This window comes from Nocardioides sp. Z43_10, assembly GCF_059766615.1.
On the sequence record NZ_JCBAJY010000001.1, the window covers coordinates 378025 to 401961 of the forward strand.

At 72.5% G+C, this 23937-nt stretch carries 22 protein-coding genes; 4 read left to right on the top strand and 18 right to left on the bottom strand.

What is annotated here, in order from left to right; genetic code table 11:
* Positions 1 to 57 precede the first annotated feature (57 nt).
* The 3 genes from AC6EI4_RS01835 to AC6EI4_RS01845 all read right to left on the bottom strand — a co-directional run bounded on the left by AC6EI4_RS01835 (position 58) and on the right by AC6EI4_RS01845 (position 4583).
* Positions 58 to 2220, bottom strand: coding sequence for a RecQ family ATP-dependent DNA helicase (locus tag AC6EI4_RS01835; RefSeq protein WP_498450390.1), 2163 nt, complete (start codon positions 2218 to 2220; stop codon positions 58 to 60).
* 87 nt (positions 2221 to 2307) lie between these two features.
* Complete coding sequence (locus AC6EI4_RS01840) at positions 2308 to 2646, bottom strand: DUF2470 domain-containing protein (protein WP_498450391.1); 339 nt, start codon at positions 2644 to 2646, stop codon at positions 2308 to 2310.
* Positions 2610 to 4583 (bottom strand): M13 family metallopeptidase, encoded by a 1974-nt coding sequence (locus tag AC6EI4_RS01845; protein ID WP_498420240.1) that lies wholly within the window; start codon positions 4581 to 4583, stop codon positions 2610 to 2612. Before AC6EI4_RS01845 ends, AC6EI4_RS01840 begins: the two co-directional genes overlap by 37 nt.
* 70 nt (positions 4584 to 4653) lie before the next feature.
* On the opposite strand from AC6EI4_RS01845, the gene AC6EI4_RS01850 reads away from it, so the two are divergent.
* Positions 4654 to 5328, top strand: a complete 675-nt coding sequence (locus AC6EI4_RS01850; protein ID WP_498420238.1) for an NUDIX hydrolase — start codon at positions 4654 to 4656, stop codon at positions 5326 to 5328.
* A gap of 16 nt (positions 5329 to 5344) precedes the next feature.
* Here AC6EI4_RS01850 and AC6EI4_RS01855 read toward each other — a convergent pair whose 3' ends face one another.
* The 7 genes from AC6EI4_RS01855 to AC6EI4_RS01885 form a co-directional block, all read right to left on the bottom strand.
* Positions 5345 to 6313, bottom strand: a complete 969-nt coding sequence (locus AC6EI4_RS01855) for an NADPH:quinone oxidoreductase family protein (protein WP_498450392.1) — start codon at positions 6311 to 6313, stop codon at positions 5345 to 5347.
* An 87-nt stretch (positions 6314 to 6400) separates the two neighbouring features.
* Positions 6401 to 6736 carry a YnfA family protein gene (locus AC6EI4_RS01860; protein WP_498420232.1) on the bottom strand — a complete coding sequence of 112 codons (336 nt, stop codon included), beginning with the start codon at positions 6734 to 6736 and terminating at the stop codon, positions 6401 to 6403.
* A 4-nt stretch (positions 6737 to 6740) separates the two neighbouring features.
* Complete coding sequence (locus AC6EI4_RS01865; RefSeq protein WP_498450393.1) at positions 6741 to 8036, bottom strand: M15 family metallopeptidase; 1296 nt, start codon at positions 8034 to 8036, stop codon at positions 6741 to 6743.
* A 213-nt stretch (positions 8037 to 8249) separates the two neighbouring features.
* The gene (locus AC6EI4_RS01870) at positions 8250 to 8849 is read right to left on the bottom strand and encodes a TetR/AcrR family transcriptional regulator (protein ID WP_498450394.1); all 600 of its coding nucleotides are present in this window, start codon (positions 8847 to 8849) and stop codon (positions 8250 to 8252) included.
* Between the two features lie 48 nt (positions 8850 to 8897).
* Complete coding sequence (locus AC6EI4_RS01875; protein WP_498420228.1) at positions 8898 to 9089, bottom strand: ferredoxin; 192 nt, start codon at positions 9087 to 9089, stop codon at positions 8898 to 8900.
* The gene (locus tag AC6EI4_RS01880) at positions 9086 to 10591 is read right to left on the bottom strand and encodes a fatty acid desaturase (protein WP_498450395.1); all 1506 of its coding nucleotides are present in this window, start codon (positions 10589 to 10591) and stop codon (positions 9086 to 9088) included. The genes AC6EI4_RS01875 and AC6EI4_RS01880 overlap by 4 nt, the downstream gene beginning before the upstream one ends.
* A gap of 113 nt (positions 10592 to 10704) precedes the next feature.
* Positions 10705 to 12453, bottom strand: a complete 1749-nt coding sequence (locus AC6EI4_RS01885; RefSeq protein ID WP_498450396.1) for a vWA domain-containing protein — start codon at positions 12451 to 12453, stop codon at positions 10705 to 10707.
* Positions 12454 to 12568: 115 nt separating this feature from the next.
* Here AC6EI4_RS01885 and ppgK point away from each other — a divergent pair, with 115 nt between their 5' ends.
* Entirely contained in the window at positions 12569 to 13330 is a 762-nt protein-coding gene (ppgK, locus tag AC6EI4_RS01890; RefSeq protein ID WP_498450397.1) for a polyphosphate--glucose phosphotransferase, read from the top strand.
* 7 nt (positions 13331 to 13337) lie between these two features.
* On the opposite strand, the gene AC6EI4_RS01895 is transcribed toward ppgK, so the two are convergent.
* Positions 13338 to 13862: a MarR family transcriptional regulator gene (locus AC6EI4_RS01895; protein WP_498420220.1), complete on the bottom strand. Its 525-nt coding sequence runs from the start codon at positions 13860 to 13862 to the stop codon at positions 13338 to 13340.
* 80 nt (positions 13863 to 13942) lie between these two features.
* Between AC6EI4_RS01895 and AC6EI4_RS01900 the strand changes: the two genes are divergently transcribed.
* A complete protein-coding gene (locus AC6EI4_RS01900; RefSeq protein ID WP_498450398.1) occupies positions 13943 to 16057 on the top strand; it encodes an MMPL family transporter in 2115 nt (704 codons plus the stop codon).
* Between the two features lie 226 nt (positions 16058 to 16283).
* On the opposite strand, the gene AC6EI4_RS01905 is transcribed toward AC6EI4_RS01900, so the two are convergent.
* From AC6EI4_RS01905 to AC6EI4_RS01930, 6 genes are all read right to left on the bottom strand, one after another.
* Positions 16284 to 17657: an NAD-dependent malic enzyme gene (locus AC6EI4_RS01905; protein WP_498450399.1), complete on the bottom strand. Its 1374-nt coding sequence runs from the start codon at positions 17655 to 17657 to the stop codon at positions 16284 to 16286.
* 44 nt (positions 17658 to 17701) lie between these two features.
* Positions 17702 to 18514: an ABC transporter ATP-binding protein gene (locus AC6EI4_RS01910; protein WP_498450400.1), complete on the bottom strand. Its 813-nt coding sequence runs from the start codon at positions 18512 to 18514 to the stop codon at positions 17702 to 17704.
* Between the two features lie 10 nt (positions 18515 to 18524).
* Complete coding sequence (locus AC6EI4_RS01915) at positions 18525 to 19340, bottom strand: ABC transporter permease (RefSeq protein WP_498420213.1); 816 nt, start codon at positions 19338 to 19340, stop codon at positions 18525 to 18527.
* Positions 19337 to 20308 carry an ABC transporter substrate-binding protein gene (locus AC6EI4_RS01920; RefSeq protein ID WP_498450401.1) on the bottom strand — a complete coding sequence of 324 codons (972 nt, stop codon included), beginning with the start codon at positions 20306 to 20308 and terminating at the stop codon, positions 19337 to 19339. The genes AC6EI4_RS01915 and AC6EI4_RS01920 overlap by 4 nt, the downstream gene beginning before the upstream one ends.
* A gap of 127 nt (positions 20309 to 20435) precedes the next feature.
* Complete coding sequence (locus AC6EI4_RS01925) at positions 20436 to 20648, bottom strand: YbdD/YjiX family protein (RefSeq protein ID WP_498450402.1); 213 nt, start codon at positions 20646 to 20648, stop codon at positions 20436 to 20438.
* Positions 20645 to 22759, bottom strand: coding sequence for a carbon starvation CstA family protein (locus AC6EI4_RS01930; protein ID WP_498450403.1), 2115 nt, complete (start codon positions 22757 to 22759; stop codon positions 20645 to 20647). The genes AC6EI4_RS01925 and AC6EI4_RS01930 overlap by 4 nt, the downstream gene beginning before the upstream one ends.
* Before the next feature lie 142 nt (positions 22760 to 22901).
* On the opposite strand from AC6EI4_RS01930, the gene AC6EI4_RS01935 reads away from it, so the two are divergent.
* Positions 22902 to 23219, top strand: a complete 318-nt coding sequence (locus tag AC6EI4_RS01935; RefSeq protein WP_498450404.1) for a GNAT family N-acetyltransferase — start codon at positions 22902 to 22904, stop codon at positions 23217 to 23219.
* 13 nt (positions 23220 to 23232) lie between these two features.
* On the opposite strand, the gene AC6EI4_RS01940 is transcribed toward AC6EI4_RS01935, so the two are convergent.
* Positions 23233 to 23823: a nitroreductase family protein gene (locus AC6EI4_RS01940; RefSeq protein WP_498450405.1), complete on the bottom strand. Its 591-nt coding sequence runs from the start codon at positions 23821 to 23823 to the stop codon at positions 23233 to 23235.
* Positions 23824 to 23937: the final 114 nt, after the last annotated feature.

Below are 23937 nucleotides of genomic sequence, written 5' to 3' on the forward strand. Positions count from 1 at the left end.
TCCGTCACTGGCTCCGCGACACGCCGACAAAATGGTCGAGGGAGTGACGGGTCGCGGTCAGGACTCCACGGCGAGGGTCAGCGGGAGCACCTCGCTGGCGCCGGCCTGGCGCAGCGCCCGGGCCGCGAGGGTCAGCGTCCAGCCCGTCACGACCAGGTCGTCGAGGAGCAGGACCGGGCCGGCCGGCACCTCGGCGTGCAGCGCGAAGCGGCGTCCCACGGCCGCCACCCGCTGGGCGGAGTTCATCGCGCCCTGGCCGGGGGCGACCTCGGGGTCGACGATCGCCCAGATGCCGACGACGGGGATCTTCAGGTAGCGCGAGAGCCCGTCGGCGAAGTCACGGGTGAGCGTGGGCCGGGTGGCGGACTCGACGTAGACGATCGCCTCCGCGCGCGGGCGCCAGTCGCCGAGGACCTCGATCACCGCGCGCACCAGCGGCACCGGCACCGGGCCGTCGGGGGTGTCGGGGCGGAACAGGTCGCGCAGCGCCTGGCCGTGGCCGAGGTCGGTGAGCCGGGCGATGGCCCGGCCCTCGGACGCGCCCTCGCTGATCTTGCCCTTGAGGTCGATGCCGAGATTGCCGAGCGCCGTGGGCCACATCTTGCGCGGCGCGATCGCCACCCCGGGGCGGGCCAGGCGGGCGTGCGCGTCCTCGATCGCCTGCTCGGACACGCTGGTGGTGAGCTCCAGTCCTCCGCAGTTGTCACAGCGCCCGCAGCGCGCCGCCTCGGGGTCGTCGAGCTGGTGGCGCAGGAACCACATCCGGCACTCGGAGGTGTCGAGGTAGTCGAGCATCGCCTGCTGCTCGCGCTCGCGGGCCTGGGCGACGCGGGCGTAGCGCTCCGCGTCGTACTCCCAGGGCTGGCCGGTCGCCTCCCAGCCGCCCTTCACCCGGCGTACGGCGCCGTCGACGTCGAGCACCTTGAGCATCGTCTCCAGCCGGGTGCGGTTCAGCTCGACCCGGGTCTCCAGACCGGCGGTGCTCATCGGGCGGCCGGCCTCGGCGAGGGCGTCGATGGTCTGGCGGACCAGCTCCTCGCGCGGGAAGGCCAGCGAGGCGAAGTACTTCCAGATGTCGCGGTCCTCGGTGGCCGGCAGCAGCACCACGGTGGCCTCGTCGGTCCCGCGCCCGGCGCGGCCCACCTGCTGGTAGTAGGACACCGGGCTGGCCGGGGCGCCGACGTTGATCACGAAGCCGAGCGTCGCGTCGAAGCCCATCCCCAGCGCGCTGGTGGCCACCAGCGCCTTGACCCGTCCCTCGGCCAGCGCCTGCTCGAGGGCGTTGCGCTCGGTGGGGTCGGTCTGGCCGGAGTAGGCGTGCACCTCGTGGCCCCGGTCGCGCAGGTAGGCGGCGATCTCCTGGGTGGCCGCCACCGTGAGGCAGTAGATGATGCCGCTGCTCGGCTGCTCGGAGAGGTGGTCGGCCAGCCAGGCCAGGCGCTGCTCGGGGGTGCGCAGCCGGACCACGCCCAGGCGCAGCGACTCGCGGTCCAGCGAGCCGCGCAGGACCAGCACGCCGGCGTCCTCGGCGCGCTGGTCGGCCGACTCCTGGGCCTGCGGCAGCCCGCCACCGAGCTGCTCGGCCACGTCGTGGGTGACCCGCTCGTTGGCGGTGGCGGTGGTGGCCAGCACGGGCACGCCGGGGCGCAGCTCGGTGAGCAGGGTCCGGATCCGGCGGTAGTCGGGCCGGAAGTCGTGGCCCCAGTCGGAGATGCAGTGCGCCTCGTCGACCACCAGCAGGCCGGTCGTCGCCGCAAGCTGGGGCAGCACCTCGTCACGGAAGCCCGGGTTGTTGAGCCGCTCGGGGCTGACCAGCAGCACATCGACCGCGCCGGACTCGATGTCGGCGTGGATGCGCTGCCAGTCCTCGATGTTGGTCGAGTTGATGGTCACCGCACGGATGCCCGCGCGCTCGGCGGCCGCGATCTGGTTGCGCATCAGCGCCAGCAGCGGGCTGACGATCACCGTCGGGCCGGCGCCGCGGGCCCGCAGCAGGGCGGTGGCGACGAAGTAGACCGCCGACTTGCCCCAGCCGGTGCGCTGCACCACCAGGGCCCGGCGCCGGTCCACCGCGAGCGCCTCGATGGCGGTCCACTGGTCCTCGCGCAGCACGGCGTCGTCGCGGCCGACGAGAGCGCGCAGGCGCTGCTCGGCCTCCTGGCGCACGGCTGCCCGGTCGGTGCTGGGGGCGGCGGGGGCCTCGGGGGCGGGGGTGGTCATGTGCTCCTGTCTACCAGCGGCCGCCGACAGCCGGCGTACGCCCTCCACAGCACCGCGTACGGCGGGCGGGGGCGAGGGCCGGCACGGTCAGTGCGGGCGCGGCGCCTGCCCCAGCCGCGCGCGAGCCGCGTCGTACAGGGCGACCACCTCGCGGCGGATCTCCCCCCGCTCAGTGATCACGCCGCTCGGCCACGCCACCCGTACCTCGTGCTCCCCGTCCGCCGTGGTGGCCCGCCACACCCCGGCCTCCTGGTCGAGCCCGGTCATCGTGGCCGCGGTGGCGGCGGGCACCCCGAAGGCACGCACGATGCTCAGGCTGTCCTCGGCGTGGTCGTCGTTCATGTGGCGCAGGACGGCCTCGACCACCTGGGGTTCGAAATGCCCCTCTTTCACCAGATCCGCACCCGCTCGGCCGGCTCCAGCCACAGCCCGTCCCCGGGGCGGGTGGCGAAGGCCTCGTGGAACTCGTCGAGGTTGCGCACGATGTTGGCGCGGAACTCCGGCGGGGAGTGCGGGTCGATGGTGAGGTACTGGCGCTCCTGCTCGGGGCGGCGCTTGGTGCGCCACACGAAGGCCCAGTTCATGAACAGCCGCTGGATGCCGGTGAGCCCGTCGGCCTCGGGCATCGGCCGGTCACCGAGCCAGATCCGGTAGGCCTTCAGGGCGATCGTCAGGCCGCCGAGGTCGCCGATGTTCTCGCCGACGGTGAGCGAGCCGTTGACGTGCTCGCCGGGCAGGGCGCGCGGGGAGAACCCGTCGTACTGCGCGACCAGGGCCTTGGCCTTCACCTCGAAGGCGGCCTTGTCGTCGGGGGTCCACCAGTCGTGCAGGTTGCCGGCGCCGTCGTACTGGGCGCCCTGGTCGTCGAAGCCGTGCCCGATCTCGTGACCGATCACCGCGCCGATGCCGCCGTAGTTCTCGGCCGGGTCGGCCTCGGGGCTGAAGAACGGCGACTGCAGGATGCCCGCGGGGAAGCAGATCTCGTTGGTGCCGGGGTTGTAGTAGGCGTTGACCGTCTGCGGCAGCATGAACCACTCGTCGCGGTCGACCGGCGCGCCGATCTTGGCGAGCTGCCGGTCGGTCTCGAACGACGAGGCGGAGGCGACGTTGCCGACCAGGTCGTCGGGGCGGATGTGCAGCGCGGAGTAGTCGCGGAACCGGTCGGGGTAGCCGATCTTGGGTCGGAAGGTGGCGAGCTTGTCGAAGGCCTGCTGCTTGGTCTCCTCGGTCATCCAGTCCAGCGTCGCGATCGACTGGCGGTAGGCCTCCAGCAGGTTCGCGACGAGCTCGTCCATCATCGCCTTGGAGTGCGGCGGGAAGTGCCGCGCGACGTACTCCTTGCCGACCGCCTCGCCCAGCGCGCCCTCGACCAGGGACACCGCGCGCTTCCAGCGGGCGCGCAGCTCCGGCGTGCCGTTGAGGGTGCGGCCGTAGAAGTCGAAGTTGGTCTCCACGAACGCGTCGGTCAGGTACGGCGCGGCGAAGCGCAGCACCCGCACCGCGACCCAGGGCCGCCAGTCGTCGATCGGCACCTGCTCCAGGGTCGAGGAGAGGTGGGCGAAGAACGAGGGCTGACGCACGCAGGTCTCGGCGATGGTCCGCTCGGCGCCGCCGAGGTTGGTGACGTAGACGTCCCAGTCGAAGCTCGGGCACAGCTCGCGCAGCTCCGCGACCGTGAGCAGGTTGTAGGTCTTCTGCACGTCGCGGCACTCGGCGCGCTCCCAGTGCCCCTGCGCCAGCCGGGTCTCGAGCTCGAGCACCTTCGCGGCCGCGGCGGCCGGGTCGGAGATGCCGGCGGGGGTGACGTCGGCGAGGCTGAGCAGCCGGGTGAGGTAGGCGACGTACTGCTCGCGGACCGGGGCGAACTTGTCCTCGCGGTAGTACGACTCGTCGGGCAGGCCGAGGCCGCCCTGGCTGAGGTGGAACAGGTAGCGCTCGGAGTTGCGGCTGTCGGTGTCGACGTAGGAGCCGAACACGCCGTGCCCGCCGACCCGCTCGAGCTCGCCGAGGTAGGCCGCCAGGTCGCGCACGTCGCGCAGCCCGCCGACCGCGGCGAGCAGCGGTCGCACCGGCGCGTCGCCCAGCCGGTCGATCGCGTCGGTGTCCATGAACGAGGCGAACAGGTCGGCGATCTTGCGGCTGTCGTCGCCCAGCCCGGCGCGGTCGTGGGAGGAGATCTCCAGGATGATCTCGCGCACGTGCTCCTCGGCCGCGTCGGCGAGCTGCACGAACGGGCCCCAGCTGGAGCGGTCCGAGGGGATCTCCGTCTCGGCGAGCCACCGGCCGTTGACGTGACCGAAGAGGTCGTCCTGAGGCCGGGTGTCGGGGTCCATGCCCTCGCGGGCGTCATCGAGAGTCGTCACCTGACGACCCTAACGCTCCCGGGGTTAGCCTGCCCTCAGCAGCAGCAGCAGCGGCTGGACGGGAGGCGCGATGACCGGCACGACGCTGGCAGCGGTGGCCGACCGGGTACGCGACCGGCTGGGCGCGCTCGCCGACGACCCGGCGCGCCCGCGCCCCGACGTACCTGCCTGGGCCGGGGAGGCGCTGCGCCCGGCGGCCGTGTGCGTGGTGCTGTTCGCCGACCCCGAGCCCGACCCCGGCCACGATCCCGGCCGGGGCGACGAGGCGTCGTTCGTGCTGATCCGCCGGGCCCGGCGCGGGCGCAACGCCGGGCAGTGGGCGCTGCCGGGCGGCAAGGTCGAGGCGGGCGAGTCACCGCGCGAGGCCGCGCTGCGTGAGGCCTCGGAGGAGGTCGGCCTGGACCCGGCGGCCGCCGAGGTGTTGGGCGCACTCGACGACCTGCCGACGGTCTCGGGCTTCGCGATCACGCCGTACGTCGTCGTCGCGCCACCCGGCTGGCGACCGGTGGCCGACGCCGTCGAGGTGCGCTCGGTGCACACGTTCGCGGTGGCGCGGCTGCTCGCCGACGACGTGGTCCACTGGGTCGCCACCGAGGACGGCGGCCGCGTCCTGCAGCTGCGGCTGAGCCACCACGACCGGGTGCACGCGCCGACCGGCGCGATGCTGCTGCAGTTCCGCTCGATCGCGCTGGGCGGCTACGAGCCGGTGGCCCACCTGACCCAGCCGCGGTTCACCCACACCTGAGGGGCGGGCCCGTGGCTCAGTCGCGCAGCCGCACCACGGACTTGCCCAGCGTCAGCCGGTCGTCCATGTCCTGCAGCGCCTTGCCCAGCTCCTCGAGCGGGTACGACGCGCCGATCGGCGGCTTGATCGCACCGGACTCCATCATCGGCACCAGCGCGGCCCACTGCTCCTGCATGTAGCCCGGCCGGACCATCGCGTAGGCGCCCCAGCCGACACCGCGGACGTCGACGTTGTTGAGCAGCAGCCGGTTCACCTTGATCTCGGGGATGCCCGCGCCGGCCGCGAAGCCGACCACCATCAGCCGGCCCTGCGGCGCCAGCACCCGGAGGCTGTCGGTGAACGCGTCGCCACCGACGACGTCGACGACGAGGTCCACCCCGATGCCACCGGTCAGCCCCTTGACGGCGTCGCGGAAGCCCTCGAGCAGCACGGTCTCGTCGGCGCCCGCGGCCTTCGCCAGCTGGGCCTTCTCCTCGGTGGACACGACCGCGATCACCCGCGCGCCGTACCCCTTGGCGACCTGGATGCTGGCCGTGCCGACGCCGCCGGCCGCGCCGTGCACGAGCACGGTCTCGCCCTCGCGCAGGCCGCCGCGCTCGGCGAGGGTGAAGTGGGCGGTGAGGTAATTCATCGGCAGCGCCGCACCCTCGTCGAAGGAGAGCTCGTCGGGAAGCGCGAAGGTGAACATCGCCGGGACCACCGCGCGCTCTGCGGCGCCGCCGTGCGGCACCACGCCGACCACGCGCTGGCCGGGGGTGAACCCCTCGGGGCCGCTGAGCACGGTGCCGGCGACGTCCACGCCGAGGGTGAACGGCGGCTCGGGCTTCATCTGGTACTGGCCCTTGCTCAGCAGCAGGTCGGGGAAGGAGACGCCGACCCGGTGCACCTCGATCAGCACGTCGTCGGAGCCGGGCGTCGGGTCGGGGACGTCACGCACGACGACGTCGGCGGGACCGGTGGTGGTGAGGACCTGGGCTGCTCGCATGCAGGGAGCCTAGCCACGTCCGCGTCCTCCGGCACCGACCTTGGGCTCAGCGCACCAGCCACGGGTCGCGCGGTCGGGCGCTGCGCCTCAGCCGCTGCGCGGGGCGTACATGATCACCGCGACCCCGCCCAGGCACACCAGGGCGCCCAGCACGTCGTACCGGTCGGGCCGGAACCCGTCGACGACCATCCCCCAGGCCAGCGAGCCGGCCACGAAGACCCCGCCGTACGCCGCGAGGATGCGCCCGAAGTTCGCGTCGGGCTGCAGCGTCGCCACGAAGCCGTAGGCGCCGAGCGCGAGCACGCCGAGCCCGGCCCACAGCCAGCCGCGGTGCTCGCGCACCCCCTGCCAGACCAGCCAGGCCCCGCCGATCTCGAACAGGGCGGCCACCGCGAAGAGCAGCAGCGATCGGGTCACGGTCATGGGCTCATCGTGCCTGGACGATGCGGTCCATCTCGAAGTGCATGGGGTCGGTCCACTTCCAGTCGCCGCCCCAGGCGAAGCCCCACTTCTTGAAGATCGACACCACGGTGCGGTCCATCTCGCCGACGGTGCCGCGCTGGTTGCCGGGCACGTTGAGGTCGACGGCGATCCCGAAGGAGTGCAGCGAGAGCGAGGTGCTGCCGGCGATGAAGCGCGGGTAGTAGCAGCCGGCGTACTCGTCGGGGTTGATCTTGGCGGCCAGGCCGGGGGTGGCCGCGATCTCGGTCAGCGCCGCCCGGAACTGCGGCAACATCACCTTGTGGCAGGTGACGTTGCCGAGGATCGGCACCGCCTCGGTGCGGATGTTGGCGCGCACCCAGGCGGGGTCGGGGGCGATCCGGCCGCCGCCCAGGACGCCGTAGCTGAAGGTGCCGACCGCCGCCGCGACCGAGCCGCCGGTCAGGAACGCGGTCTGCTGCACGCTGATGTCGAGGTCGGGCCCGAGGATCTGCACCGACGCCTTGTCGCCGGCGATCCTCTCGATCGGCTCGCGCACCGACTGCGGCGAGGTGAGCCGTCCGGTGGAGATCAGCAGGGCGTTGCCGGGCTTCATCCCGAACTCCTCGGCCCAGCGCTGGTTGACCACCGCGTCGACCTGCGGGACCTGCGGCGCGAACGCCCCGATGTGCAGCTGCGGCGCGTCGACGTCGTTGCCGAGCTGGACGTAGCCCGCCTCGTCCTGCAGCCGCTTGCCCAGTCCCGGCGTGATCGCCATCTCCCCGCCCGCGACGCGGTCCCAGATCTCCTGCAGACCCGCACTCTCGCGCCGGGTGAACCGGCGGTACGACCCGGGGTCGACGGCGGCGAGCATCAGCACCCGGTCCTCGACCGCGACCTGGGACAGCGAGAGCTGCTCGACCTCCGAGACGCCCTCGAGGTCGCCGATCTCGCTGACCATGTCGTCGCTGAGCGGCTCCTGGCTGTACACGAGCATGTCGGCGGGCAGCAGCGTCTCCTCGAGCGGGCCGGGCGGTTTCACCGCGTAGTCGGCCGGCGACTCGGGGCTGCCCGAGGAGGCGCCCGCCTGCGGCTCCGGGGTGGTCGCCGACGGCGCCGAGGCGGCGGGCGAGCCGCTCGCCGCCGGCGCGCCGGACGTGGTTGCGCCCGGGCTCGGGGCGGCGGTGCCCGGGCCGGCGCCGGGTCCGGCGCTCGGGTCCGCGCAGGCGGCGAGCAGCACGGCCCCCAAGGCCAGCGCCGCGGCAGCACTGCTCCCACGGCGCGACGATCGCACTGCCCTCATGGCGTCCTCCCGGGGACGAGGGTAACCCCCGTCACACGACGGCTCAGCCGCCCTCCCCCGCGCACCCGCCCCCCACCGCCCGCCGCGCCCCGCCGCGCCCCCGGCGGGCCGCACGCCGCTTGTAACGCGGGGTTATGTCCTCCACCACAGCGAAATAACGCTAAGGCAGTGGGCATAACCCCGCGTTACATACGGCGAGGGCTCGGCGGGGGCTCAGGGCGGGGGGAGGGTGCGGGCTACGACGGCGGCGATGCCGGCGGCGGTGCGCGCGGGGGTGTCGGAGGGCTGCATCACGTGGCTCAGCACGACGCGGACGATCATGTCGATCAGCGCGTCGAGCTCGCGCGCCGGCAGCGTGAGGGGGTAGGTCGCGAGGCGCTCGGCGATCACGCCCTTGGCGGTGGCGAGCAGCGACTCGGCGTTGGTAGTCAGCAGCGGGAGCAGCTCGGTGTCGGCCCCGTGCGTGGCGGACACGACGGCGCGCAGCAGCTGGTTGTCCTCGGCCAGCTCGAGTACGCCGCGCGAGGCGGCGCGGATGGCGGCGACCAGGTCGTCGCGGTGGCTGTCGAACGCCTCGCTCACCACGCCCAGGAACCGCTCGAGCTCGGCGAAGACCATCGCCTCGGCCAGCGCGGGCTTGGAGCCGATCTCGTTGTAGACGGTCTGCCGGCTGACGCCCACCTGATCGGCGAGCTTCGCCATCGTCACCGCGGCCCAGCCCTGCTCGGTGGTGGTGAGCCCGGCCGCCGCGACGATGCGCTCGCGCAGGGCGCGCGGGCGAGCCGACGGCTCGGGCGCGGGAGAGGTGGGCACGGCCGTCAGTCTAGGTACCGCGACCCCTCCCGCACCCGGCGTACCTGTTCAGCCCTTCAGGGAGAGGGCCAGCACGGGACAGCTGTTGACCGCGGCGGTGAGCTGGGTGCGGTGCTCCTCAGCGGGGCTCTCGTCCAGGACGTGCATCACGTCGTCGTCGTCGAGCGCGAAGAACTCGTGGGCCATCGCCTCGCACATGCCGAGGCCCTCACACAGGTCGCGGTCCACCTCGATGATCATCGCGACGCCACCGAGGTCAGCGCCACGAAGTCGACCTTCTCGCGTACGCCGCAGTCGGGGCAGCACCAGGTCTGCGGGATGTCGGCCCACGCCGTACCGGCCGCGAAGCCCTCGTGCTCGTCGCCCGCGTCCACCTCGTAGGTGTAGCCGCAGCCGGGGCAGCGCGCGGCCATCACCTCGTCGGGACCGGGTCCCGCGGCGCTGGCGCCTCCCTGGCCCACCTGGCCCACCACCGTCGAGACGCTCACGCCTGCCTCCTGCGCCGCCTCGGCACCCGGCGCGGCGTGCGTCGCCAGGATCCGCTCGCGCTTGTGCGGGGCGATGTTGGCCAGCGTGACGTCGCCGTCGAAGTGGTCCAGCACCCGCTTGTCCATCACCCGGCGCCACACCGGCGGCACCAGCGCGAGGACGATCATCCCGGCGTACCCGGTCGGCAGCACCGGCGACTCCTCGAAGTCGCGCAGCGTCTGGTAGCGCCGGGTCGGGTTGGCGTGGTGGTCGCTGTGACGCTGCAGGTGGTAGAGCAGCACGTTGGTGGCGATGTTGTTGGAGTTCCAGCTGTGCCGGGGCTCGACGCGCTCGTAGCGCTCCTTGCCCGGGCGCCCCACCTTCTGACGGCACATGCCGTAGTGCTCCATGTAGTTGACGACCTCGAGCAGCGAGAACCCGACCACCGCCTGCACCAGCAGGAACGGCACGATGCCCACGCCGAGCCAGGTGATCATCGCGCCCCAGAGCACCGCCGACATCAGCCAGGCGTTCAGCACGTCGTTGCCGAGGCGGAACGGGTGCTGGTCCTTGCGCGCGTAGCGCCTGCGCTCCAGGCGCCACGCGCTCCTCAGCGACCCCAGCACGGTGCGCGGCCAGAACCGGTAGAAGCTCTCGCCGAGCCGGCTGCTGGCCGGGTCCTCGGGGGTCGCCACCCGGACGTGGTGGCCGCGGTTGTGCTCGATGTAGAAGTGGCCGTAGAAGCTCTGCGCCAACGCCACCTTCGACAGCCAGCGCTCGTGGCTCTCCTTCTTGTGCCCCAGCTCGTGGGCGGTGTTGATGCCGATCCCGCCGATCACGCCGATCGTCGTGGCCAGGCCCAGCGCGTCGACCCAGGAGAGGTCCCCGGTGCCGATCATCCAGAACGCGGTGAGGAAGCCGGCGTACTGCACGGGCAGGAACAGATAGGTGATCCAGCGGTAGTAGCGGTCGTTCTCGAGCTCCTCGATCACGTCGTCGGGCGGGTTGGAGCGGTCCAGCCCGGTCAGCAGGTCGATCGCCGGGACCACGCCGAGCACCACGACCGGGCCGATCCAGAACCACACCCCCCAGCCGGTCAGCGCATGCATGCCCAGGGCCAGGAAGGCCAGCGACGGCACCACCAGCCCGATCAGCCAGAGGTAGCGCTTGCGGTCCTTCCACTGCTCGGTGGAGCCCTCGGGGATGCTCCCGGTGCCGTCGGCGGTACGACGGCCGGCGAGGGGACCCGCGGTCGCTCGTCGGTCTGTGGCCATCACGGCCTCCCTTGGTCTACGTGCGCTCCGGTCGGGACCGGCGCGGGCGAGTGGTTTACATGAACCTAGTATTTGTAAACCACGTTGACAAGGGCTTGCCGAATGTAAAGCGACTACTGCAGGCCGGGCTCGGGTTGCTCGGGGTCGACCTCGAGGCCGACGGTGCTCTGCGCGAGCCGCACCGCCCCCAGCAGGCCATCGGCGCCGGGCACGTCGTCGGCGACCAGCGCGCCCACCCGCTCGTGCAGCCCGGCCAGCGTGACCCCGCGCTCGGTGACCAGCTCGGAGCCCTTCATCAGCTGGGCCAGGTCGGCGGTCGCGGCCACCAGCTCCCAGACCGAGGAGGGCGGGCGCTGCGGGTCGGCCGCGACGAGGTCCACCGCCACCTGCTGCTGGGTGCCGCCCTCGGTGTCCGGGCTGCGCCAGCGGATCTGCGCGGAGCCGATCGCCGCCCCGGGGGCCACGCCCGGGGCCAACCGCACCTCGTACAGGGCAGTGGCGTGGTGGGCCGATCCCAGCTCGCCGGCGTCGACGCCCGGGTCGGCGAACTCCTCGTCGGCCAGAGCGCGGTTGTCGTAGCCGACCAGCCGGTACGACGAGACGGCCCCCGGGTCGAAGGAGACCTGCGCCTTGGCGTCCATCGCCACCGGGACCAGGGCGGTGGTCAGCTCCTCGACGAACAGCCGCCTGGCCTCGGCGAAGTCGTCGACGTAGCCGTAGAACCCGTCCCCGCGGTCGGCGAGCTGCTCCATCAGGTGGTCGTTGTAGTTGCCCATCCCGAAGCCCACGGTCACCAGGTGGATGCCGTCCCGGCTCCCCCGCGCGATCCGCTCCGCGATCACGCCCGGACCGGTGGCGCCGACGTTGGCGACGCCGTCCGAGGCGAGCAGCACGATGTTGGAGGCCTCCGCGCGGTACGACTCCCGGGCCTGGGCATAGCCGAGCTCGAGGCCGGCGGCGAGGTTGGTGCTGCCGCCGGGTCGCAGCTTGTCGATCGCGGCCAGGATCGCGTCGGTGTCCTCGACCCTGGTGGGCTCCAGGATCGGCGTCGCCCGGTCGTCGAAGGACACCACCGAGACGATGTCGTCGTCGCGCAGCTGGTCGGCGAGGAGGGCGAGGGAGGCCCGCACCAGGCCGAGGCGCTCGCGGATGTCCATGCTGCCCGAGCGGTCGACCACCAGGGTGACGTTGACCGGTCGCCGTCGCGCGGGGTCGACCTCCCGGGCGCCGACGCCGATCCGGACCAGCTGGGTGGCGTCCTCGGCGCCCGGCGCGATCCCGGTCTCGGCGCTTACCGCGAGGTCGGATCCGGTGGGGGCGGCGTCGGAGTGCGGCTGGGCGTTGATCCACTCCTCCACCCGGATGGCCGCCGGGGGCGGTTGCTGACCCGCCTCCAGCAGCGCCTGCGCGACGCCCCACGAGCCGGTGTCGACGTCGAGGGCGAACGTCGAGCGCGCGTCGCGGGCAGTCTCGACGAAGCCGCTGGTGCCCGCCTCGACGAAGACGTTGTCCTCCCCCGGCGCCGGCGGCGTCCCGGGCCGGGCACCGGGCGTCGCGGCGCCGGGCGGCAGGGTCGACCTCATGGAGTCGTCCTGACCCTGGGCGTCGGCTCCGTCCTGGGCCGGGCCCGGCGCACTCGGCTGCGCTGGGCCGGGCTGCCCCTGGGAGTAGACGGTGCCGTCGGTCTGAGCGGAGGAGTAGTCCTCGAAGTAGGCGCGTGCGTCGATCCCCCGCCCCGGGCCCCCGGGGCCACCGGGGTCGCTCTCCTGACCGTCGCAGCCGGCCAGCACCAGGCCGGCGGTGAGCGCGGTGGCACCGATCGCCGCGGCCAGTCTCTGCGGGCTCTTCGTTCGCCTGTCCATGGGGGGTGGGACGCGGCGGCGGCGGACCGGGTTCCGCGGTTCGGCGGGCCCGGAGTTCGCGCCCGATCCGAGGCAAGGGAGGGCAGGTCGGCTCGGCGCGTGATCGTATGGGGCCATGAGCACAATGAGCGGACTTCCTCTGGGCATCGACTTCGGAGGCACCGGCATGAAGGCGGCGCCCGTCGACCTCGACACGGGCGACTTCGCCAGCGAGCGGGTACGGATCGCCACCCCGCAGCCGGCGACCCCGGAGGCGGTCAGCGCGGTGATGCGGCAACTCGTCGCCGCCCTGCCCGCCTCGAACGCCCCGATCGGGGTCACCGTGCCGGGGATCGTGCGCCACGGCCGGGTGCACTCGGCCGCCAACATCGACGACTCGTGGGTCGGCGCCGACGCCGACCGGATCTTCACCGACGCCCTCCAGCGCGAGGTGCACGTGGTCAACGACGCCGACGCCGCCGGCCTCGCCGAGGTGCGGTACGGCGCGGCGCGCGGCCAGGACGGACTGGTCATCGTCACCACGCTGGGCACCGGCATCGGCTCCGCGCTGGTCAACGACGGCGCCCTGGTGCCGAACTCCGAGCTCGGCCACCTCGAGATCGACGGGGTCGCCGCCGAGAGCCGCGCCGCCAACAGCGCCCGGGTCCGCGAGGGGCTCACGATGGCCGAGTGGGCCGAGCGATTGAGCGTCTTCTACCGCACGCTGGAGCGGCTGTTCTCCCCCGAGCTCTTCGTGGTCGGCGGCGGCATCAGCAAGCGCAGCGCGGAGTTCCTGCCGCTGCTCGACATCGACACCCGGATCGTGCCGGCCGCGCTGTTGAACAAGGCGGGCGTGGTGGGTGCGGCGCTCTTCGCGAGCGGGGTGTCGCAGGGCTGAGCCCCGGTCAGGACACCGAGTCCGGCCCGCGATGCTCGGCGATGACCGCGTCCATCGCCGCGATCGCGCCCTTGAGGTAGCGCTCGACGATGGCCCGCTCCTCGGCGGAGAAGGCGGCGTCGGACTCGGCCAGGGCGCGGAACATCGGCACCAGGTGGCCGAGCACCTCCTCGCGCGCGGAGTCGGTCAGGTGCACCTCGGTGCGGCGCCGGTCGGCGATGTGAGGCTGGCGCTCGACGTGTCCGCGCTGGGCCAGTCGGTCCACGATCCCGGTCGAGGCCGCCGAGGAGACCTCGAGGCGGCGGGCCAGCTCGGCCGGCCCCAGCGCCTCGCGGGTGAGATGCTCGACGGCGGCGAACTCCCGGTCGTTCATCCCGGCGCGGCGCGCCACCACGTGGCGCAGCTCGCCGCCCTTGTCGATCAGCGTCCGCAGCGCCAGCAGGGCCGGATTCGGCTGCCAGGAGGCGGCGAAGGACGTAGCCGGACGCGACTCAGCGGGCACCGCATCCGGCGGCGTGGAGGACTCCGGCATTTGATTCACCAACTTAGCGACTAATCTATTTACAGACTACCTTGTCAGCTCCGCCCCCGTCCTGACCTCTGGGAGACCCGATGACCGAGACCCGTTCCACCCGCGGGCGCTCCCTGGCCGCCGCCGTCACCGGCTTCATCACCGGCCGCCGCACCGCCGCCGTGGTGGCGCTGGTCCCGATCCTGATCGCGCTGGCCATGCTCGGCCTGCTCGGCGAGGGTGAGCGCGACGCCGGCCCCACGGACGGCCTGCCGCGCGACGCCGACTCCACGCTGGCCACCGAGCTGCGCGACCAGCTGCCCGAGGACGACGCCTCGGTCGCGATCGTGCTGTGGACCGCCGAGGAGGGCGAGCTCTCCCCCGAGGCCATCGACGAGATCCGCTCCAGCGCCGGCGAGCTGCTCGGCGCCGCGTCCGGGCCGCGGCTGACCCCCTCGGAGGACGGCACCGCCGCGCTGCTCGTCGTACCCGTCGAGTCCGCCACCTCCTCGGAGAACGCCGACGTGGTGGCCGATCTGCGTGAGCAGGTGGACGAGAGCCTCCCCGAGGGCGTCGAGGGACAGGTCACCGGCCCGGCGGCCGTGCAGGCCGACCTCGCGGCGGTCTTCGAGGGCGCGAACTTCCGGCTGCTGACGGTCACCGCGGGCGTGGTCGCGCTGCTGCTGGTGATCACCTACCGCAGCCCGGTGCTCTGGATCGTCCCGCTGACCGTGGTCGGCATCGCGGATCGGCTCGCCGCGATCCTGGCCACCCAGGTGATGGCGGTGCTGGACGTGAAGTGGGACGAGTCGACGATCGGCATCCTCTCGGTGCTGGTCTTCGGCGCGGGCACCAACTACGCGCTGCTGCTGATCTCGCGCTACCGCGACGAGTTGCGCACCACCGAGTCGCGCAACCAGGCGATGGCGCACGCGCTGCGTCGTACCGCGGAGGCCGTGCTGACCTCGGCCACCACCGTCGTCATCGGCGTGCTCACGCTGCTGCTCTCGGTGACGCCCACCACCCGCGGCCTGGGGTTGGCCTGCGCGATCGGGATCGTGGTCGCTGCCAGCTTCGTGCTGATCGTGCTGCCGGCGGCGCTGGTGATCTTCGGGCGGTGGATCTTCTGGCCGCGGGTGCCGCACCTGGGCCAGGACGCCCTGGTGGAGTCCGGCACGTCGCTGTGGCGCCGCGTCGGCAACCAGGTGGCACGACGTCCGCTGGTCTTCATCGGCGCGACACTCCTCCTGCTCGCGGTGATGGCCACGGGGCTGTTCCGCATCCAGATCGGGCTGGGCACCGCCGACCAGTTCCTCGACGAGCCGGAGGCGATCTCGGCGAGCGAGCGGCTGGCGGAGTCGTTCCCGGCCGGCACGTCGCAGCCGACCCAGGTGCTCACCCGGGCGGACCCCCGCGAGGTCGTCCAGGCGGCCTCGGCGGCCGAGGGCGTCGACTCGGCGCGGCCCTCCGCCCAGGGTGAGGGCATCGCCCAGATCGACGTGGTCCTCGACGCCGACCCCAGCTCGGGCGAGGCCCGCGCCGCCATCGAGTCCCTGCGCGAGGCGCTCGCGTCGTACGAGGAGACCTACGTCGGCGGGCCCGAGGCCGAGTCGCTGGACGAGCGCAAGGCCGCGGAGCAGGACCGGATGGTGATCCTGCCGCTGATCCTGGGCCTGGTGCTGCTGGCGCTGTTCGTGCTGCTGCGCTCGTTCGTGGCGCCGCTGCTGCTCGTCGCGACCGTCCTGGGCACCTACGCCGCCAGCCTCGGGGTGTCCTGGTGGCTGTTCACCGGGGTGTTCGGGTTCGAGGCGCTCGACGTCTCGACGCCGCTGTTCGCGTTCCTGTTCCTGGTGGCGCTGGGCGTCGACTACAACATCTTCCTGGTCACCCGGGCCCGGGAGGAGGCCGCCGGCCACGGCACCCGTCAGGGCATGCTGCGCGCGCTGACGGCCACCGGCGGCGTCATCACCAGCGCCGGGATCCTGCTCGCGGCGGTGTTCGCGGTGCTCGGCGTACTGCCGCTCGTCGTACTCGCCCAGCTCGGCGTCGTCATCTGCATCGGCGTCCTGCTGGACACCCTGCTGGTGCGTACCGTGCTGGTTCCCGCGCTGGCCCTGGCCCTCGGCGACCGCTTCTGGTGGCCCCGCAAGGTCGACGGCCGCCCCACCAGCCCGGCCCTCGACGCCCCCAGCCCCGCCCCCGCCGGCCACCGCTGACCCGCCCCCGCCGTACCCGCGCCCGCCGCCCGCCCCGCCACAGCCCGCTGTAACGCGGGGTTATGCCCACTACCGGAGCGTTATTTCGCTGTGGTGGTGGGCATAACCCCGCGTTACATGAGGCGGGTACGGCGCGCGCGGCGCGGCGCGGGCGGCGCGGCGCGGCGCGGGCGGCGCGGGCGTACGGCGCGGCGCGGGCGCGCGGCGGCGCGGGCGCGGGCGGCGGTCAGCGACCGGCGATGGCGGCGGCGACCGTCCGGGTGACGTCGGGGTGGAAGACCGAGGGGATGATGAAGTTCGCGTTGAGCTCCGCGTCGGTGACGACCCCGGCGATGGCGTAGGCGGCGCGCAGCAGCATGTCGGTGTCGACATCGGAGGCCTGGGCGTCGAGGAGACCGCGGAAGACACCGGGGAAGGCCAGCACGTTGTTGATCTGGTTGGGGTAGTCCGAGCGTCCGCTGGCGACGACCGCGGCGTACTTGTCCGCCTCGGCGGGGTCCACCTCGGGATCGGGGTTGGCCAGCGCGAAGACCACCGGGTCGGGGGCCATGTCCTTGATCCACTCGGCGGGCAGCAGGCCCGGGCCGCTGACCCCGATGAACACGTCGGCGTCGGCCAGCGCGGCACGCAGGTCGCCGCGCACCAGGCGCGGGTTGGTCATCGCGGCCAGCCGCGCCTTGCTCGGCGACAGCGTGTCGTCGTCGCCGGACAGGCAGCCCTCCCGGTCCCAGACCACGACGTCGCAGGCGCCCGCGGCCAGCAGCAGGGTGACGATGGCGGTGCCCGCCGCCCCTCCGCCGGAGACGGCCACCCGCACGTCGGGCAGCTTCTTGTCGACCACCCGCAGCGCGTTGGTGAGCGCGGCCAGCACCACGATCGCCGTACCGTGCTGGTCGTCGTGGAAGACCGGGATGTCGAGGCTCTCGCGCAGCCGCCGCTCGATCTCGAAGCAGCGCGGGGCGGCGATGTCCTCGAGGTTGATGCCGCCGAACCCGGGCGCGATCATCTCGACCGCGCGCACGATCTCGTCGGTGTCCTGCGAGGCCAGGCAGATCGGCCAGGCGTCGATGTCGGCGAACCGCTTGAACAGCGCGGCCTTGCCCTCCATCACCGGCAGCGCCGCCCCCGGCCCGATGTTGCCGAGCCCGAGGACGGCCGAGCCGTCGGTGACCACGGCCACCGTGTTGCCCTTGCTGGTCAGCTTGCGCACGTCCTCGGGGTGCCGCGCGAGCGCGGCGCTGACCCGGCCGACGCCGGGCGTGTAGGCCATCGACAGGTCGTCGCGGGTGCGCAGCGGGACCTTCGAGCTGACCTCGATCTTGCCGCCGATGTGGAGCAGGAAGGTCCGGTCGCTGACCTTGTGGACCTTGACGCCCTCGATCAGCCCCACCGCCGCGGCCAGCGCCCGCGAGTGCGTCTCGTCGATCGCCGAGCAGGTGACGTCGACGACCAGCAGCTCGTGGCTGGACTCGGTGACGTCGATGGCGGTGACCACGCCGCCCGCCTGCGCGATGGTGGTGGCCACCGCCCCCGCCACCCCGTGGTCGGGATCGGCGTGCAGGCGCATGGTGATGGAGTACGACGAAGCGGTGGCGGACATGGCCCGAACTCTGCTATCCGAGCCGGGTTACCGCCAAGTCGGGGTCATTGCGGTCCGGCGTGCACCAGAGCGGAGATCGTCCGCTCGATCTCGTTGAAGTCGGGCGAGTTGACGTCGCGGACCGCCCCCAGCTGGACGGGGACGACCTGGGCGATCGAGCCGGGTACGCCGTGCGAGGCGCCGCCGGTCATCACCACGACCCGGTCGGCGAGGAAGACCGCCTCCTCGATCGAGTGGGTCACGAACACGACGGTGGTGCCGGTCTCGACGTGCAGCCGGCTCAGCTCGCCCTGTAGCGAGGTCCGGGTGAGCGCGTCCAGGGCCCCGAACGGCTCGTCCATCAGCAGCACGGCCGGGTCGTTGGCCAGCACCCGGGCGATCGCCACCCGCTGCTGCATCCCGCCGGACAGCTCGCCGGGGAACCGGTCGGCGAACCGGGTCAGCCCGACCAGCTCGATGAAGGTCTCCGCCTGGCGCCGGGCGGCGGCACGCGGGATCCCGCGCTGACGAAGCCCGAACCGGACGTTCTCGGCGACGCTCAGCCAGGGGAACAGCCCGTAGTCCTGGAACACCACGCCCCGCTCGGGACCGGGCCCGCGCACCGGCTCGCCGCCAACCTCCACGTGGCCACCGGTCGCGGTCTCGAAGCCGGCGAGGATCCGCAGCAGCGTGCTCTTGCCGCACCCGCTCGCACCGACCAGGGCGACGAACTCGCCCGCCGCGATGTCCAGGTCCAGCCCGGCGAGGGCGTCCACCCCCGTGCCCGCCGGCCCGTAGCGCTTGGAGAGCCCCTGGACCCGGACGGTGCCGGTGCCCGCCTTCAGCTGGGCCAGGGCCCTGGTCGTCTCGATGGTCATCGTCGCCTCCTCAGCGCACGAGCGGGCGGCGCCCGAAGGCGCCCCGCAGGATCAGGAGCAGAAGCCGGTCCGAGAGCAGACCCGCCAGCCCGATGTAGACCATGCCGACCACGATCAGGTCGGTGCGGGCGAGCTCGCGGGCCAGGTTGATCACGCCGCCGAGGCCGAGCTCGATGCCGTTGCTCTCGCCGAGCACCAGGATCACCCAGGCCAGGCCGAGCCCGATCCGCAGGCCGCTGACGATCCCGGGGGTGGCGGCCGGGACGACCACCTTGGTGAGGATCCCGAGCCGGCTGGTGCCGAGCATCTGGGCGGCCTCCACCATCCGTTCCGGCACCTGGCGCACGGCGGCGACGGTGTTGATCAGGATCGGGAAGAAGCTGGAGATCAGGATCAGGAAGATCGTCGCCTGCGAGCCGAAGCCGATCACCAGCAGCACCAGCGGGACCCAGGCCGTGGCCGGGATCGGGCGGAACAGGTTCACGGTCGGATCGAGCGCAGCGTTGACGAGCGGGAAGCGCCCCATCAGCACCCCGAGCGGGATGGCGAACAGCGCGGCCAGACCGAAGCCCGCCAGCACCCGCGTCGTACTGGCCCACAGGTGCTCCCAGAGCTTGCCGCTGTAGGCGTCGTCGAGCAGGCCACCGAAGGCGAAGTCCCACATGCCGCGCGCGACCTCCCACGGCGGGGGCAGGAAGCCCATCTTGATGTCGAAGGGCAGCACCCAGCGCTGCTCGACGCCCTGGTGCCAGCCGATCACCAGCAGCACCGGGACCACCAGCGCCAGCGCGGTACGCCGGGCCACCCCGGCCAGGGTGCCGGTCACGACGCCTCCGGGGCGAACGAGTCGTCGACGACGTCGGCCAGCTCGGGGGCGCCCTTCACCAGGCCGAGGCGCTCGAGCTGGTCGATCAGCGCCTGGATCTGGGTCTGGTACTGCGCCGACAGGTCCGCGCGCAGCCAGAAGTTGTCCAGCGCGAAGTCGAAGGTGTCCTCGTCGCCACCGTAGGTCTCGACCAGCTCGGGCAGCCACTCGTCGCGGTGGTCGACCATGTAGTCGGTCGCGGCGGCGTGGGTGTCGACGACCTCCTGGACCAGCTCGGCGTCCTTCTCGATCATCTCGCCGGTGGTGATCAGGCCGAGGTTCACCTTCGCGATCGGGGTCTCGTACGGCGACACGATCTCGTGCCCGCCGGCCCCCAGCGCCAGCGAGACCGCGATCTCGGGGGCGAAGAAGGCGTCGATCTGCCCGGAGTCGAAGGCGTTGAAGAACTCGGTGGGCTTGAGCGAGACCAGGTCGATCTTCTCGATGTCCACCCCGGCCTGCTCCAGGGTCAGCCGCAGCGCGACCTCCTGCGAGCTGGAGGCCAGGTAACCGAGCTTCTTGCCGACCAGGTCACCGACCTCGCCGATCGACTCGTTGCCGACGAAGCCGCTGCCCCCGTCGGCCGCACCGGCGACGATCCGGAGGTCCCTGCCCTGCGCGGCCGAGCCGATGGTGGCGGTGATGCTGCCCAGCGCGAAGTCGATCTGGCCGCTGACCAGCGCGTCGCTCAGCGCGGGAGCGGTGTCCAGCGCGACCACCTCGTAGCTGACGTCGCCCGAGGCGTGGTCCTCGTAGAGGTAGGGCGCATAGAAGTGCGGCTGCCCGCGCAGCGTGCCGATCTTGACGACGTCGTCGGCCGAGGCGTCCTCCTCGGAGCTGCAGCCGGCGGCCAGGCTCGAGGCCAGGAGCACGGCGGAGGTGAGGGCCAGGACGCGGCCGAACCGGGACGAGGAGGCGAGAGGACGCATGTGAAACCCCACTGGATGATCGCGCTGGGCGGGCTCCCTGCCCGCCGCGATCACTGTGCGGTGGTCTCGTTGCGCGGACGTAAAGCAGCGGTTAACGCACCCGACGCATCCCGCAACGCGTGTTTCATCAGCAGCAGCGCCCCTCCGGATGGGCGTCGCGATGCGCCGAGCGGTGCCGCTCGTAGGCGTCGCGGTCGCGGGCCGGCTCCCCCGCCTGCGCGCACCGCTCGACGTAGCGCTGGTAGCGGGCGTCCCCGGAGATCTCCGCGAGGTACCAGCGGACTCGGCCCCACAGGGCCGCCGCGCGGGAGCGGGCCGGGTGGCCCACGATGTCGCTCACGTGGCCACCAGCTCCGACTCCACCCGTGGCACCTCGGTGGTGGGCGCCTGACCGCCGGCGCGCAGCGTGCGGACCACGACCCAGGCGGCGTTGGCGACGATCACGATCACCAGCACCGCGAAGGTGGCCTGCAGGGTCCCGTTCAGGATGGAGTTGTTGATGATCTGCTGCATCTGGTCGGCGTCCGCGGCGGGCGCCAGCACCTCGCCGGCGTCCTGGGCGTCGCGATAGACCGAGGCCTGCTTGAAGTAGCCGAGCTTCGGGTCGTCGCTGAAGATCTTCTGCCAGCTGGCGGTCATCGTGACGATCAGGTCCCAGGCCAGCCCGATCCCCGGCACCCACGCCCACTTCGCCTTGCCGTGCTTGACCAGCAGCGTCACGCACAGGGTCAGCGCGATGGCGGCGAGGAGCTGGTTGGCGATGCCGAACAGCGGGAACAGCTGGTTGATCCCGCCCAGCGGGTCGGTGACCCCGACGTAGAGCATGTAGCCCCACAGCCCGACCACCACGGCGCTGGCCGACCAGGAGGCCGGCTTCCAGGAGACGTCGCCGTAGCGCGGCCAGAAGTTGCCGATCGTGTCCTGCAGCATGAACCGGCCGACCCGGGTGCCGGCGTCGACGGCGGTGAGGATGAACAGCGCCTCGAACATGATCGCGAAGTGGTACCAGAACGCCGCCAGGCCGCCGCCGAACGCCTCGGTGAAGATCTGGGAGATGCCGAACGCGAGCGTGGGCGCGCCGCCGGTGCGCGAGATCAGCGAGTCCTCCTCGATCGAGGCCGCCGCCGCGCTCAATTCGGCGGGGGTGATCGTGAACCCGAGCGTGCGCACGAACTCGGCGGCGGTCTCGGGGGTGCCCCCGGTCGCGCCGACGGGCGAGTTGATCGAGAAGTACAGGCCCTGGTCGATGACGCACGCGGCGATCAGCGCCGAGATCGCCACGAAGGACTCCATCAGCATGCCGCCGTACCCGATCATCCGGACGTGGCTCTCCTTCTGCACCATCTTCGGGGTGGTGCCCGAGGCGATCAGCGCGTGGAAGCCGGAGAGCGCGCCGCAGGCGATGGTGATGAACACGAACGGGAAGAGCTTGCCGGCGAAGACGGGCCCGTCGCCGTTGGTGGCGAACGAGGAGACGTCGGGCGCGGCCAGCACCGGGTTGGCCAGGATCAGCCCGACGGCGAGGAGCAGGATCACGCCGATCTTCATGAACGTCGAGAGGTAGTCGCGCGGGGTGAGCAGCATCCACACCGGCAGGATCGAGGCGACGAAGCCGTAGGCCACCAGCAGCAGCGTCAGCGTCTCCTTGTCGAGGGTGAGCGCGCTGTCGAGCCCCAACTCCTCGACGTAGGAGCCGCCGATGATGGCGAGCAGCAGCAGCGCCACGCCGATGGCGGTGACCTCGAGGACCTTGCCGGGACGCACCGAGCGCAGGTACCAGCCCATGAACAGCGCGATCGGGATCGTCAGACCGATGGAGAACACGCCCCACGGCGACTCGGCGAGCGCGTTGACCACGACCAGGGCCAGCACGGCGAGGATGATGATCATGATCGCGAAGACCGCGATCAGCGCGGCGATGCCGCCGACGACGCCGATCTCCTCGCGCACCATCTGGCCCAGCGACTTGCCGTCGCGGCGCATCGAGAAGAACAGCACCACCATGTCCTGGACCGCGCCGGCCAGGATCACGCCGACGATGATCCAGATGGTGCCGGGCAGGTAGCCCATCTGGGCGGCGAGGACCGGCCCGACGAGCGGACCGGCGCCGGCGATGGCGGCGAAGTGGTGTCCGAACAGAACCCGCTTGTCGGTCGGCTCGAAGTCGACGCCGTTCTCGAGCCGCTCGGCCGGGGTGGCTCGGGTGTCGTCGACGCCGAGCACCTTGTAGGCGATGAAGCGCGAGTAGAACCGGTAGGCGATCGCGTAGGAGCACAGCGCCGCGAACAGGATCCACAGCGCGGAGACCTCCTCGCCCCGCGACAGGGCGAGCACCGCCCAGCACACCGCCCCGACGGCGGCGACGGCCCCCCAGATCGCCAGCTGTCTCGGGTCGAGTCGGCCCCGTGACGTCGGCGGCGGGGAGGAGGGGTGGGTGGTCGTGGTCGACATCTGCAGCTCCCGAGGTGCCCGGCGGTCGGGATGACCGCACAACAGACCCCCATTCCCCGTTGCGACGTAGATCACACCTGGGCCGGGGCGCCGATCCTCTCGGCTTGCGAGGGGCGTGTGCGCGGTGGGTACCGTCGTCGCCATGACCGAGGTGAGGCACAACCCCGACCAGGCCCGTTTCGAGATCCACGACGACGGCCGGCTCGCCGGCTTCGTGGACTACCGGCTCTCCGACGACGTGGTGGACTTCACCCACACCGAGGTCGACTCGGCCTTCGAGGGGCGTGGGCTCGCCAAGGAGCTCGCCGTCGGGGCGCTCGACCACGCCCGCGAGCACGACCTCGCGGTCATCCCCACCTGCGCCTTCTTCGCCAAGTTCCTCCAGCGCAACGGCGAGTACGCCGACCTGGTGCCGGTGGCGCGGCGCGAGGAGTTCGGACTCGGCGTAGCCGCCGGCTGAGCGCGCGCCGGGGTCAGCCGCGCCAGGCGGAGCCCCAGGTCCCGCCGTACACGAACTCCTCGAGCGGCTTGCGACCGCGGAGCTTGGCCTCGCGCTCGCGCAGCGCCTCGTCCGCCGTCGCCGGGTCGCCGTGCCGGCCGATCGCGACGCACGTGGTCACCGTGAAGTGCGCGGGCACCTCGAGGCGCTGCGCCACGAGATCGTGGTCGAAGCCCGCGAACTGGTGGGTGTGCAGCCCCATCGCGGCGGCCTGCAGGCTCAGGTGGGCGACCGCCTGACCCAGGTCGTACGCCGCGAAGCCGGTGAAGGCGGGACCGTTGCCGTCCGGGTCGGCCGCGGTCTGGGCGAGGTTGACCAGCACCGCCGAGGCCCGCGGCACCCAGCCCAGGTTGCCGCGGCTGAGCGCCTCCACGACGACGTCGTGGGCCTTGGTGCCGCGCCGAGCCACCACGAACGCCCAGGGCTGGGAGTTGCCGGCGCTCGGCGCCCAGCGCGCCGCGGTGAGCAGGGTCTCCAGGTCCTCGTCGGCCAGCACGTGGCCCGGGTCGAAGATGCTCGGGCTCCAGCGCTCGCTGAGCAGGGGGGTCAGTGCGGGTTCGGACATGGGCCCAGTATCAGCAGTCCGGGTGGGCCGGCGGGCCAAGTCCAGAGGCTGGGCGGGGCGGTTGGGAGCAGGATCACACGACGCCGGCGCTGCACTTTTGACAGAGAGTGCAAA

Coding starts and splice junctions, on each gene's coding strand:
- AC6EI4_RS01920 (WP_498450401.1), bottom strand. CDS start 20,308: ATGCGTCCTCTCGCCTCCTCGTCCCGGTTCGGCCGCGTCCTGGCCCTC.
- AC6EI4_RS01880 (WP_498450395.1), bottom strand. CDS start 10,591: ATGGCCACAGACCGACGAGCGACCGCGGGTCCCCTCGCCGGCCGTCGT.
- ppgK (WP_498450397.1), top strand. CDS start 12,569: ATGAGCACAATGAGCGGACTTCCTCTGGGCATCGACTTCGGAGGCACC.
- AC6EI4_RS01905 (WP_498450399.1), bottom strand. CDS start 17,657: ATGTCCGCCACCGCTTCGTCGTACTCCATCACCATGCGCCTGCACGCC.
- AC6EI4_RS01885 (WP_498450396.1), bottom strand. CDS start 12,453: ATGGACAGGCGAACGAAGAGCCCGCAGAGACTGGCCGCGGCGATCGGT.
- AC6EI4_RS01835 (WP_498450390.1), bottom strand. CDS start 2,220: ATGACCACCCCCGCCCCCGAGGCCCCCGCCGCCCCCAGCACCGACCGG.
- AC6EI4_RS01940 (WP_498450405.1), bottom strand. CDS start 23,823: ATGTCCGAACCCGCACTGACCCCCCTGCTCAGCGAGCGCTGGAGCCCG.
- AC6EI4_RS01910 (WP_498450400.1), bottom strand. CDS start 18,514: ATGACCATCGAGACGACCAGGGCCCTGGCCCAGCTGAAGGCGGGCACC.
- AC6EI4_RS01895 (WP_498420220.1), bottom strand. CDS start 13,862: ATGCCGGAGTCCTCCACGCCGCCGGATGCGGTGCCCGCTGAGTCGCGT.
- AC6EI4_RS01850 (WP_498420238.1), top strand. CDS start 4,654: ATGACCGGCACGACGCTGGCAGCGGTGGCCGACCGGGTACGCGACCGG.
- AC6EI4_RS01930 (WP_498450403.1), bottom strand. CDS start 22,759: ATGTCGACCACGACCACCCACCCCTCCTCCCCGCCGCCGACGTCACGG.
- AC6EI4_RS01875 (WP_498420228.1), bottom strand. CDS start 9,089: ATGATCATCGAGGTGGACCGCGACCTGTGTGAGGGCCTCGGCATGTGC.
- AC6EI4_RS01855 (WP_498450392.1), bottom strand. CDS start 6,313: ATGCGAGCAGCCCAGGTCCTCACCACCACCGGTCCCGCCGACGTCGTC.
- AC6EI4_RS01865 (WP_498450393.1), bottom strand. CDS start 8,036: ATGAGGGCAGTGCGATCGTCGCGCCGTGGGAGCAGTGCTGCCGCGGCG.
- AC6EI4_RS01900 (WP_498450398.1), top strand. CDS start 13,943: ATGACCGAGACCCGTTCCACCCGCGGGCGCTCCCTGGCCGCCGCCGTC.
- AC6EI4_RS01860 (WP_498420232.1), bottom strand. CDS start 6,736: ATGACCGTGACCCGATCGCTGCTGCTCTTCGCGGTGGCCGCCCTGTTC.
- AC6EI4_RS01935 (WP_498450404.1), top strand. CDS start 22,902: ATGACCGAGGTGAGGCACAACCCCGACCAGGCCCGTTTCGAGATCCAC.